We start from the raw sequence: 12,284 nt of genomic DNA on the forward strand, positions 1-12,284 counted from the left end.
ATTCTTACCTCCTCACTAATTTCCGCTAACGCGTGATAAATCACTGTTGTTTTCCTGAAAAGCCGCCATTAAAGCTTCATCCCCGGTGAGACCCTGAGCCTCAACCCGGGCAATCGCATCTAACATTCGTTTATAATCCCGTGGCAGCACCTTAACAAATAGTTTCGACTGTTCTTTAAAATTATCTAAAATACTTTGTCCCAGGGCACTTCCGGTGTAATCGGTATGCTTCTTAATTAAATCCTTAAGTTCCAAAAACTCAGTCGCTTCGGTAATGGCAACCATATCAACCATATCAGAGTTACAGGTGTCACCAAAGCATTCCTCAGGATCAAAAATATAGGCAATCCCGCCGGACATACCGGCGGCAAAGTTACGGCCGGTTTTTCCCAGTACAACGACTTTTCCTCCGGTCATATATTCACAGCCATGATCGCCGATGGATTCTACTACCGCGGTAACACCGCTGTTTCGAACACAGAAACGTTCACCGGCAGCACCGCGGATATAGGCTTCGCCCTGGGTGGCCCCATAAAGCGCGACATTTCCAACGATAATATTTTTTTCGGGAACAAAGGTGGATTCCTTGGGTGGATAAATAACAAGTTTACCTCCGGATAAGCCTTTTCCAAAATAGTCATTGGAGTCGCCTTCCAGCTGAATGGTCATTCCTTTGGGAATAAAGGCGCCCAGACTCTGACCGGCAGATCCGGTTAAATTGATTGTTATGGTATCTTCCGGCAAGCCATCTTCGCCAAAACGTTTGGACACTTCATTTCCGATAATTGTTCCGACGACGCGGTTGGTATTTTTGATCTTTCCTGAGATATTTACCTTTTCACCACGTTCTAAGGCAGGTGCACACTGGGGTAATAATTCGGTTAAATCCAGGGATCCTTCCAATCGGTGGTTTTGCTTCACTTGACAGTATAAGCCCCCATCTTCGGGAACTTCCGGCTGATAGAGAATGCTGGAAAGATTGATGCCTTTTGCTTTCCAATGCTTGATAGATTTGTTCATTTCAAGCTTATCAGAACGGCCTACCATTTCATTGATGGTTCGGAAGCCAAGATCCGCCATAATTTCTCGGAGTTCCTGGGCAATGAATTTCATAAAATTCACCACATGGCCGGGATCTCCGGTGAAGCATTTACGGAGTTCAGGATTCTGGGTGGCAATCCCAACAGGACAGGTATCCAGGTGACATACCCGCATCATCAGACAGCCCAAAATAACCAGCGGTGCCGTTGCAAAGCCGTATTCTTCGGCGCCAAGAAGCGCGGCAACCGCCAAATCCTTGCCGGTTAACAGTTTACCATCGGTTTCAAGAACTACCCGTGTTCTTAAATTGTTAAGAACCAGAGTCTGATGGGTTTCAGCGAGGCCAAGCTCCCAGGGGAGTCCGGCATGGCGGATACTGGTTCTGGGAGAAGCGCCGGTGCCGCCATCATAGCCACTGATTAAAATAACATCGGCCTTGCCTTTGGCAACTCCGGCGGCAATGGTTCCGACACCAACTTCGGAAACCAATTTAACATTAATGCGGGCGTCACGGTTAGCGTTTTTCAGGTCATGGATGAGCTCGGCCAAATCCTCAATCGAATAAATATCATGATGTGGCGGCGGCGAGATAAGGCCGACCCCTGGGGTGGAGAATCGGGTTTTGGCAATCCAGGGATATACCTTCCGGCCCGGAAGCTGACCGCCTTCACCGGGTTTTGCCCCTTGTGCCATTTTAATTTGAATTTCCTGGGCTGTCGATAGGTAATGACTGGTAACGCCAAAACGGCCAGATGCTACTTGTTTAATGGCACTGCAACGGGAATCCCCATTGTGCAGCGGAATATTTCGTTCGGTATCCTCACCGCCTTCTCCGGTATTGCTTTTTCCGCCAATACGGTTCATGGCAATAGCCATAGATTCATGAGCCTCACTGCCCAGGGATCCGTAGGACATGGCACCGGTTTTAAACCGGGTGCAGATGCTTTCCACAGATTCCACTTCGTCAATAGGAATGGGCTGGCTGTTTTTAAAGGCCATCAGTCCTCTTAAGGTGGACATTTGCTGGCTCTGTTCATTAATCAGGCTGGAATACTCCTGATACATCGCATAATCATTATTGCGACAGGACATTTGGAGTTTATAAACACTTTCAGGGTTATAGGTATGAAACTCGCCATTGGATCGCCATTGGAAATTGCCTCCGGAATCAAGGGTTTCATCATCGGAGAACGGATCATTATAAGCCTCGTCATGACGCATTTGTGATTCCCGGGCGATTTCAGCAAGGCCAATCCCTTCGATTCTTGAGGGGGTTCGGGTGAAGTACTTCTCAATGACTGCTGAATTAATACCAACGGCTTCAAAAATCTGGGCACCGTGATAGCTGAGGATGGTTGAGATACCCATTTTGGACAGTACCTTGATAACTCCTTTGGTTACGGTTTTAATGTATGTTTTTATAGCTGCCTTATACTCGACATCAGTAAGCAAACCCTTTTCGATGAGGTTTTCGATGGTTTCAAAAGCCAGGTAGGGATTGATGGCGGTGGCGCCATAACCGATTAAGACCGCAAAATGATGGACTTCTCGGGGTTCTCCGGATTCCACTATAAGACTGACTTTGGTACGGGTGAGGTTGCGGATTAAATGCTGATGCAGTCCCGAAATTGCCAATGCCGAAGGGATGGGCATTTTCGTCTCATTGACACCGCGATCGGAAAGCACAATAATCCGGGTGCCATTCTTAATGGCTTCATCTGCCTGGGTAAACAGTGTTTCCAATGCCTGGTTTAATCCATCACCGCCGGAATGGCTGTCAAATAAAGTGGATAAGGTGACTGTTTTAATCAGCGGATCCTTTAATTCCCGGATTTTTTCCAAGTCGCCATTGCCTAAAATTGGTGTGCTTAGGCTGATCTGATGACAGCTTTCGGGTAAGGGGTTAATTAAGTTGCCTTCACCGCCTAAATAGACCTCTGTACCTGTGATCAGTTCTTCGCGGAGGGCATCGATGGGCGGATTGGTAACCTGGGCAAACATTTCCTTAAAGTAGTTAAACAATAGCTGCGACTTATCCGACAAAACAGCCAGGGGGCTATCGTTGCCCATGGCACCAATGGGATCAACCCCATCCTTGGCCATGGGGATAATCAATGATTTCAAATCTTCATAGGTGTAGCCAAAGGATTTTTGACGTTTGACGAGGCTTTCATTCTCTATAATTTCTGTTGTTTTTGGTTCAGGAAGCATATCCAAAGTCAGATTATGTTTCTGCAGCCATTCTTCATAGGGTTCCTGGCAGGCGACAGAATGCTTGAGGTCGGCATCATTGATGATTTCTCCTTTTTCGGTATCGATCATCAGCATTCTTCCTGGTTTCAAACGTTCTTTAATCAGAATATTTTCAGGTGGGATGTCTAAAACTCCAACTTCCGAGGACAGAATAACCATATCGTCCTTGGTAACATAGTAACGGGAAGGACGCAGTCCGTTTCGGTCAAGAACAGCACCAAGGCGAATCCCATCGGTAAAAGCGATGGCCGCAGGACCGTCCCAGGGTTCAAGCATTCGTGAATGATAGTTGTAAAAAGCCTTCTTTTCAGCGCTCATGGTTTGATGTTTGGACCATGGCTCCGGGATCATCATCATGGCACTGTGGGCTAATGAGCGTCCGGTTAAGCTTAGAAATTCAAAGCAGTTATCAAAGATAGAAGAGTCACTGCCGTCGTTATCCACAACCGGGAACGTCTTTTCCAGCTTATTTCCAAAAAGTTCGCTTTGGAGCAGGGATTGTCTGGCGTACATCCAGTTGACGTTGCCGCGGAGGGTGTTTATTTCACCGTTGTGGATGCAATATCGGTTCGGATGGGCACGTTCCCAGCTGGGAAAAGTATTGGTACTGAAACGGGAATGAACCATAGCAATGGCAGTGTCCACGTCTTTGTCCTGTAAGTCTGTATAAAATTCACCGACTTGATCTTCGGTTAGCATCCCTTTGTAAACCACGGTTCTTGATGAAAAACTGGCCGCATAAAATGACAGCCCCATTTTTTTAGTGAGTTTTTCCATTTGCTTGCGAATGGTATAGAGTTTGCGTTCAAACTCCATGGCCTCTTTTATGCCAGGATTTTTTTTAATAAAAACCTGTTTAATAAACGGCATGCTGTCAATGGCCATCTTTCCCAGATCACCCAGCTGAACGGGAACGTCTCGCCAGCCAATCAGACTTTGGTCTTCTTCAATAATAATTTTTTCTAATAGTTCCTCACATTGTGTTCGTTCCTTAGGATCGGTTGGCAGAAATAACATCCCCAAGCCATAATCACCCGATTGGGGCAAACTGAAACCTTCTTTAATAGCAGCCTTTTCCAAAAAATGGTGAGGAATCTGAATAAGAATGCCTGCTCCGTCACCGGTATTTGTTTCAAAACCTCTGCCGCCGCGGTGTTGTAAATTTACAAGAATCGTTAAAGCCTGTTGAACAATGTCATGGGATTTTTTCCCCTTGATATGAACAACTGCTCCTATTCCACAGGCGTCATGTTCAAAAGCCGGATCGTAAAGTCCCTGTTTAGGGGGTAAATTGCTTTGTTTCATAATTATCTCAACCTTCCTCGGAAAAATATTTCTTGCAATCCCCAGAATAACATTTCGCATTAAAAATGAAAGATGTTATCGATGGTTGATTAACAGTTTTTTACTAACTTTACCACAAACAGTATACAAGATACAATCAGTTTTAATTGAAAAAATATAAAAAAGCCAAGGAAATAATTCATTATGGTAAAGTAGCTTTATTTGATTGCAATGATAACGTTATCAACTAAATCAGGAGTTATTAGCAGTCTGAAATGTTAATTTAATTATTTAAAATTTTTAAATTAACTTCCTATTAAAAGGGTAAACAATATTAATAAGAATCAGATTTAACTGTTGTTTCTGTTTGTTAGAAATTCAAAAATTAGGTTTATTGGTTTAAATTTTATAAGGAGGTATCGTTATAGTGGAAATTCATGTGGATGTAAGAGGGGAAACGTGTCCGGTGCCGTTGGTTGAAATGAGAAAAGCAGTAAGAAAAGCGGAGCAGGGAGATATCATTGAAATCACCGGAGATAATCCGGCATCTAAGAAGGAAATTCCCATGGCTGCTGATGCATTGTCATTAAAAGTTGTGAGTATCGATGAAAACGAGAAAGTTTGGAAAATAAAGATTCTTAAATAGGGAGGTTGTCTGATGAGTGATAAAACCACAATTATTGTCCAAAGCGGAGATATGGACAAAATCTATAGTACGCTGATTGTTTCCAATGGGGCTTTGGCCATGGGGATGGAGACGTCATTGTTTTTTACCTTTTGGGGGCTTTTGCGGCTTAAAAAAGGCGGCTTGGAAAAAGGACCTTTATCCAAAATGAATTTTCTGGGCTTGGGGAAAATAATGATGTTGAAGCGCATGAAAAAAAGCAATGTTGTTTCATTGGAAAGACTGATGGCGGATTTCAAGGAACTGGGGGGAAAAATTATCGCCTGTGAAATGACCATGGATATTATGGGTTTAAAACGGGAGGATTTAAGGGAAGAGCTCATTGATGAATATGGTGCGGTGGGCACTTACATCCAGGAAGCCAGAAACTCGGCAATTACATTGTTCATATAAAGGAGGAAATCATGGAAAAAGTTTTTTATATGGATAATGCCGCGGCAACGCGTCTTGATGAGAAAGTTCTGGAAGCGATGCGACCATTTTATTTTGAAAGTTATTCGGTGGCAACCTCGGAATTTGGTTATTCCCTGGGACTTGAAGCCAGAGAAGCTATGGAGGATGCCAGGGGCAGGCTGGCCAGATATCTAGGGGCAGATATGGATGAATTTATCTTTACATCAGGAAGTGCCGAATCCAGCAATCTGGCCGTCAAAGGTGTGGCTAAGGCTCTGGGATCGAAAAAAGGCAGACATATCATTGTTTCAAAAATCGAGGATTTTCCTGTGCTTTACAGTGCCAGAACACTGGAAAAAGAAGGATTCAAGGTGGATTATCTGGAGGTGGATGAGTTTGGGTTTGTAAATATTGACAACCTGGAGAAATTAATAACCGCTGAAACTATCCTGGTTTCCATCCAGCATGGCAATCAGGAGATCGGCACTATCCAGGATATTAAAAGAATAGGGGCATTGTGTTATAAAAAGGGTGTTCTGTTTCATACCGATGCAACCCACACCTTCACCCGGGTTCCTTTGGATGTCCGGGAAATGAATGTGGATCTGATTAGCGTATCCGCCCATACCATACACGGGCCAAAGGGCATTGGCGGACTATACATCCGAAAAAAAACCCCCATTGCTAAATTAATGGACGGCGGCTTTCAGGAATTTGATTTAAGAGCGGGAATGGATAATATTCCCGGGGCTGTGGGTTTTGCCAAGGCCGTTGAATTGGTTACCGATGAAGAGAACACACGCTTGGCAGCGATGCGAAATAAAATCATTGAAGAGGTGTTTGAAAAAATACCGGATGTAATTTTAAATGGGGATGCGGTAAAAAGGATACCTCAAAATGCCAATATCACCTTTCATTATGTCGAGGGGGAATCCATCACTCTGCATCTTGATATGTACGGAATTGCGGTAAGTACTGGCTCGGCATGTTTCAGCAGATCCCTGGAGGCCAGCCACGTGATTGCCGGAATCGGCGGGGATCATGAAAGAGCCCATGGGTCGATCCGATTCACATTAGGCAGATTTAATACAATGGATGAGGTGACCTTTGTGGTGGAGAACCTGGCTAAGATTGTGGAAAATTTAAGAAAAATAAGTCCTTTAGGCAAAGGCTAGGAGGTATATAATGGCAAGTCCATATAATGATATTGTTCTGGAGCATTTTAAAAATCCGCGAAACACCGGGAAGATTGAGGATGCTGATGGTAAAGCCACAGAAGGGAGTCCCGCCTGCGGGGATATGGTTTCTCTTTATTTAAAAGTGGATCCGGAAACAAAAATAATCACCGATATAAAATTTGAATCCTATGGGTGTGCTTCAAATATTGCGACAGGTTCCATTATTACGGAACTCGCCAAAGGAAAAACCATTGATGAAGCTAAGAAAATTACCTGGAAGGAGGCTTCCGAGGCTTTGGGCGGTCTTCCTAAAATCAAGACCCACTGTTCAGTTTTGGCGGTTGAGGTGTTGCGGTCTGCCATTCAGAATTACGAAGAAAAACACGGACTGGTCATCAATAAAGAAGACACCACTGAAGAAATCGTCCGAGCACGATTGAAAAAGGTCATGAATCCCATTAAAGGATTGGATATGGTGGCGACTCACCTGGTTAAGGAAATTGTGATAAAGGACGGAAATGTCCGAATCGTTTTGGACTTGCCTGAAAACCATCAATTTGCCAATGCCATTAAAGAAGATGCCATCGAAAAGATTGAGTCCTTATGGGATATCGATAAGGTGACGGTTGAATTTACGGATTAAGAAAAGATGTCGAAGGGAGATGCTCCATGCGGTGGAGGTCTCCTTTTTGATTTTGTGACGATAAATATGAACTTTGCATGACCAATATAAAAAAATAGAGCTGCTATTTAAAATGCATTGCTGTGTGATTATAACGTTAGAATAACCAATAAATTCATAAAAGTTAGTTTAATGGGATAACTGGGTATGTATTCAGAAAAGAAAGGCATGTACATCAAAAATATTATCAAAAATATTAGGAGTTGTCAGATGATCGAGGTAAGTACAACATTTGTTTTAATCTTAGTTATTCTTATAGGCCTGGTCTTTACATTTACCAATGGGCTCCATGATGCCAGCGCAGTGGTGGCAACCTTTATTAATTGCGGAGCGGCATCACCCAAACAGGGAATTATTCTGGCTTCAATCTTTGGGATTATAGGGGCTGTTCTTGGCGGAAATCTGGTAGCGGATACCATATCGGGTGTCATCAGTTTGCCAACCGATGCCTTTCTTTTAATGGTTTTATTAGCAGCTATTATGGGGGCAACCCTTTGGGATCTGATTACCTGGAGGTTGGGTTTGCCCTCGAGCTCCACCCATAGTTTTGTGGGTGGTATTATCGGGGCCGTTATGGTTTCCGCGGGCCCTGAGCATATTCTATGGGGTTGGGCCGAACTGGTGGGCCCGAATCATGAAGTAACCGGCATTGTAAAAGTGGTGATCGCATTGATCATTTCTCCGATTATCGGATTTATGCTGGCATTTATCCTGGAAAAGATATCCGAGATATTGCTGAGAAACGCTAAAATCAGCATCAATCGGTGGATTAAAAGGAGTCAATGGCTTATTGTTTCATTACTGTCTTTTACAAATGGATCCAATGATATTCAAAAGATAATGGGAATATTTGTGTTGGCGCTGGCAGCGGCAAGTGGAAGCATGGTGGAAACGGCACCGCTGTGGATGCGGTTCATTGGCGGTTTTGCCATGTTTGTTGGGATAATGATGGGTGGTTGGCGGATCATGAAAACACTGGGAAGAGGTATCTTTGAGATCAAGCCGATTCACAGTATAAATTCCCAATTGGCTTCCCTGGGTTCCATTCTGGGTGCGAATTTAACCGGCGCACCGGTATCATCAACCCAGATTATTGTGGGTAGTATTATGGGGGTTGGCACTGCGGATGCGTATAAAATGGTGAATTGGAAAATAGTAAAGGAAATTATTGTGGCCTGGTTTATTACCATACCTTTAGCCGGAATCATAGCGGCAGGTATTTACCTGGCAATGAATCTACTGCTGAATATGGCATGATTGGAGGGAAAATGGAAAGAAATATAATCGATCGCATCTTTCCGGTTAAATATCGTTTTTATGAATTGCTTTCTGAACAGGCACGGTGTAATTATCTAGGGGTCACGGCTCTTTATGATTGGGTCAGGAGTAGATCAAAGGCTAAAGAAGACGAGTTGGTCCAGTATGTAAAAAAAGCTGACACTGTCAGGATGAAAATGGAAGATGATCTCACGGAAGCATTTAGCACTCCGTTTGATCGAGGGGATATCTATTCGATTTCGGTTGGGATGAACCGTGTTTTAAAATATGCGGAGTCAACTTTATTATCAATGGAAGCTTTTGAGGTGATTTCCAATGAAATTATTATCAAAATGTTGAAAAACTTAAAAAATGGGGTAGAAATATTTTTAGAAGCAGTTGATCAATTAAAATCAAATCCTGATGCATCTGAGGATACGGTTGTAAAGATGCGAAATATCCACATTGAAATTGAGAAGCTGTACAGAGATGGAATGATCACCCTGTTTGCGGGGAAAGACCCGATGGTCGCTTTAAAAATGAGAGAAGTTTATCATCATATCAAAGATGCTTCTTCAAATCTTGAAGAAACCGTTGATGTTTTGCATCGCATTATTGTCCGGTTGATTTAAGCGTCACAGCCCAAAATCCATAAGTATATGCAGTCCAATGAATAAATACGATGAGAAAAGAGAAAAAATGAAAAGAAATTTTAACAAGAGATTTATGCTAATAATAGTGAGCATAATCGTATTATGTTTACTGTCGGGCAGCGGAATAATGGCAGAGGATTTGGTGAATGAAAATAAAGAGACAATTTTTAACGAAAATCAGGAAACACTGGTTGATAACAGCAAAGAAGCCACAACATGCATTAATAGTCTTGAGGAAATTCCGGATATCAATATTGAAGAAAATTCAGATCGGCAGGTTGTGATCATTTATGCAAACAGTGGCGAAAATAATGTCAAAAGCCTGGCACTTAATACTAAGGCCATTCAATCCGGAAAAAAGGTTTCGGAGCGGGTTGATCTTTTAGAACTCAGGGATGGGATCAGTGTGGATGATTTTATATCTCAGTTAAAAACAAACCCGGATGTTCTGGCAGTGGATCAAAACCAGGTTATTAAGGTATCGGCACTGCCCAATGATACCTATATCCAAAGCGGAGATGCCTGGCAATTTGAAAAAATCGGCGCAGGTAAAACCTGGGATAAAGTATTTAATAACGAACCGGTTGTTGTGGCAGTGATTGACAGTGGTTTAAATGTTTCTCATCCTGACTTGGAAGGCAGAATCGCAGCGGGTTATGATTATGTGAATGATACAGCGGACGTTATTGATATGGCCGGGCATGGAACTATGGTAAGTGGCTGTATTGCAGCGGTTAATAACAATGGCATTGGAATTGCTGGAGTTGCGGGCATGGCGGACATCAGAATTGCACCTTACCGCACTGGTGGAGTCAACAAAGAGGATCGGGATCTGCAGTTGGCATATATTTGTGCAGCAATTATCGATGCGGCCAGTCGGCCCGAGGTTAAGGTTATTAATATGAGCTTTGGCGGATATAATAACTTTGCCACATTAAAAACAGCGGTAGCAGATGCTGCAGATGCAGGGAAAATTTTAGTTTCCGCGGCCGGTAACGAAGGGGATCTGGTTCAATATGCCGGGAAATATTCATACCCCGCATCCTATGAGAATGTTATTTCAGTTGCTGCAACCACGAATCTAAACGGCAGTGCGGCGTTTTCCCAATATAATAATCAGGTGGATTTATCAGCTCCGGGTTTGGAACTTTACACCACAACAATGAATGGTGGCTATGCCATTGCAAGTGGGACATCCTTTTCAGCTCCAATAATTTCGGGAGCATGTGCAGTGTTAAAGGCTGTGAATGCAAATTTATCGGCTTCCGAGGTTGAAAAATCCTTAAAAGATACGGCTTTGGATTTAGGAAATACAGGAAGAGATAATTACTTTGGAAATGGATTGGTTCGCTTGGATGCCGCGGTAGAAAGTATTAGTCCAGCAATACCCACTGAAGACCTGAGTACCACTTACCGAACCCATGTAGAAAATATTGGCTGGCAGAGCTGGCGGGATAAAGGCGCTATCAGTGGAACCAGTGGCCAGTCATTGCGACTGGAAGGTATTGAAATAAAAATCAATACTTCTGGATACGATTTGGGTGTTCAGTACCAAACCCATGTCGAGAATATTGGTTGGCAGGGTTTTCAAAGCGACGGCAATATGAGCGGCACCACGGGCAGGTCCTTGCGTCTGGAGGCCATTCAAATTCAATTAACTGGTACAGACAACCGCAGCTTTGATGTTTATTACCAGGTTCATGCTCAAAACTATGGCTGGCTGGACTGGGCGAAAAATGGTGAAAGTGCCGGAACTGAAGGAAAGTCACTGAGACTTGAAGCCATTAAAATAGTGGTTGTGCCTAAAGGCAATCCGGCACCGGGACCAACTGCACAGCCATTTGTTAAATAACAAGTACCATGATGAAGCAGTAAAAATAATTTGGTAAAAAGCTAATCGGTGATTTCAAGAAAAAACTTGGAAAACCGAAGATTGCTGTTCAAATAACAGAGTTCTTCGGTTTTCCTTGTATCGAATTAAAAATATTAATTAAGAAGGTGATGAAATTTTACTTTATAAATTTATTTTGAATTCTAAACAACAGTTTGTTTAGGTATTTCTTCCTCCGGTAATCATTAATGAATCACCTGTGATGAAACTGGAAAGGTCAGAAGCGAAAAATAAAGCAACATTAGCGACTTCTTCTGGGGTGCCCATTCTTCCCATAGGAATGGCAGTCAAACGTTTTTCACGTGCTTCATCATCCAAATTTTCGAAATTGCGTTTGATCATATCGGTATTAATTGTTCCTGGTGCAAGAGCATTGACCCTTATTCCATACTTAGCCAATAATTTAGCACCGTATTTAGTTAAAGCAAGAATGCCTGCTTTGGAAGCACCATAATCAGGGCTGGTATTTCCACCGGTAATACCGGCGATTGAGCTCATGTTAATGATGCAGCCACCACCATGTGTTTTCATATACTCAGCTGAATATTTCATTCCTAAGAAAACAGAACGTAGGTTTACTGTAATGACCAGATCCCAATCTTCTCCACAGGTTGTAAAAAGATCATTGGCTTTGGCGATACCTGCATTATTTACCATAATGTCCAATCGTCCCCATTTCGTAATAGCTGAATCTATCAATTTTTGCACATCTTTTTCTTTGCACATATCACCTTGTATCAAAAGGACTTCCGTGCCGTATGATTCTGCTTCCTTTGCCAATGAGCGTGCGTGATCATCAATTCTCAAGTCATTAACAATCAAACCTTTGCATTCTGCTTCAGCCATTTTTAAGGCAATCGCTCGACCAATTCCCTGGGCAGCGCCAGTGACAATCACGACCTTATCTTTTAAACTAATATTCACCATTCAAAACACCCTCCTTTTTTATATTTTGCTTCAGTTTTAA

General features: G+C 42.9%; 9 protein-coding genes. 7 read left to right on the top strand and 2 right to left on the bottom strand.

All coding sequences use genetic code 11. The features are described 5' to 3' along the window. Nucleotides 1-15: 15 nt before the first annotated feature. The gene (gene gltB, locus AKG39_RS09860; protein WP_050740222.1) at nt 16-4,599 is read right to left on the bottom strand and encodes a glutamate synthase large subunit; all 4,584 of its coding nucleotides are present in this window, start codon (nt 4,597-4,599) and stop codon (nt 16-18) included. A 406-nt stretch (nt 4,600-5,005) separates the two neighbouring features. Here gltB and AKG39_RS09865 point away from each other — a divergent pair, with 406 nt between their 5' ends. The 7 genes from AKG39_RS09865 (at nt 5,006) to AKG39_RS09895 (ending at nt 11,278) form a co-directional block, all read left to right on the top strand. Further along, entirely contained in the window at nt 5,006-5,224 is a 219-nt protein-coding gene (locus AKG39_RS09865) for a sulfurtransferase TusA family protein (protein ID WP_201780268.1), read from the top strand. Nucleotides 5,225-5,236: 12 nt separating this feature from the next. Beyond that, complete coding sequence (locus tag AKG39_RS09870; protein WP_050740224.1) at nt 5,237-5,656, top strand: DsrE/DsrF/DrsH-like family protein; 420 nt, start codon at nt 5,237-5,239, stop codon at nt 5,654-5,656. Nucleotides 5,657-5,667: 11 nt separating this feature from the next. After that, nucleotides 5,668-6,831 carry a cysteine desulfurase family protein gene (locus AKG39_RS09875; RefSeq protein WP_050740225.1) on the top strand — a complete coding sequence of 388 codons (1,164 nt, stop codon included), beginning with the start codon at nt 5,668-5,670 and terminating at the stop codon, nt 6,829-6,831. A gap of 10 nt (nt 6,832-6,841) precedes the next feature. Next, entirely contained in the window at nt 6,842-7,477 is a 636-nt protein-coding gene (locus AKG39_RS09880; RefSeq protein ID WP_050740226.1) for an iron-sulfur cluster assembly scaffold protein, read from the top strand. Nucleotides 7,478-7,726: 249 nt separating this feature from the next. After that, a complete protein-coding gene (locus tag AKG39_RS09885) occupies nt 7,727-8,773 on the top strand; it encodes an inorganic phosphate transporter (protein ID WP_050740227.1) in 1,047 nt (348 codons plus the stop codon). An 11-nt stretch (nt 8,774-8,784) separates the two neighbouring features. Continuing rightward, nucleotides 8,785-9,405 carry a DUF47 domain-containing protein gene (locus AKG39_RS09890; RefSeq protein ID WP_050740228.1) on the top strand — a complete coding sequence of 207 codons (621 nt, stop codon included), beginning with the start codon at nt 8,785-8,787 and terminating at the stop codon, nt 9,403-9,405. Between the two features lie 106 nt (nt 9,406-9,511). After that, a complete protein-coding gene (locus AKG39_RS09895) occupies nt 9,512-11,278 on the top strand; it encodes a S8 family serine peptidase (protein WP_160316167.1) in 1,767 nt (588 codons plus the stop codon). A 198-nt stretch (nt 11,279-11,476) separates the two neighbouring features. Here AKG39_RS09895 and AKG39_RS09900 read toward each other — a convergent pair whose 3' ends face one another. Further along, complete coding sequence (locus tag AKG39_RS09900; protein WP_050740230.1) at nt 11,477-12,244, bottom strand: SDR family NAD(P)-dependent oxidoreductase; 768 nt, start codon at nt 12,242-12,244, stop codon at nt 11,477-11,479. Between the last annotated feature and the right edge of the window lie 40 nt (nt 12,245-12,284).

The sequence above is a fragment of the Acetobacterium bakii genome (genome assembly GCF_001263355.1).
Lineage (GTDB): Bacteria > Bacillota > Clostridia > Eubacteriales > Eubacteriaceae > Acetobacterium > Acetobacterium bakii.

Bases quoted from the DNA above. Each gene is read 5' to 3' on its own strand.
- gltB (WP_050740222.1), bottom strand. From the start codon at position 4,599: ATGAAACAAAGCAATTTACCCCCTAAACAGGGACTTTACGATCCGGCT.
- AKG39_RS09870 (WP_050740224.1), top strand. From the start codon at position 5,237: ATGAGTGATAAAACCACAATTATTGTCCAAAGCGGAGATATGGACAAA.
- AKG39_RS09875 (WP_050740225.1), top strand. From the start codon at position 5,668: ATGGAAAAAGTTTTTTATATGGATAATGCCGCGGCAACGCGTCTTGAT.
- AKG39_RS09880 (WP_050740226.1), top strand. From the start codon at position 6,842: ATGGCAAGTCCATATAATGATATTGTTCTGGAGCATTTTAAAAATCCG.
- AKG39_RS09885 (WP_050740227.1), top strand. From the start codon at position 7,727: ATGATCGAGGTAAGTACAACATTTGTTTTAATCTTAGTTATTCTTATA.
- AKG39_RS09890 (WP_050740228.1), top strand. From the start codon at position 8,785: ATGGAAAGAAATATAATCGATCGCATCTTTCCGGTTAAATATCGTTTT.
- AKG39_RS09900 (WP_050740230.1), bottom strand. From the start codon at position 12,244: ATGGTGAATATTAGTTTAAAAGATAAGGTCGTGATTGTCACTGGCGCT.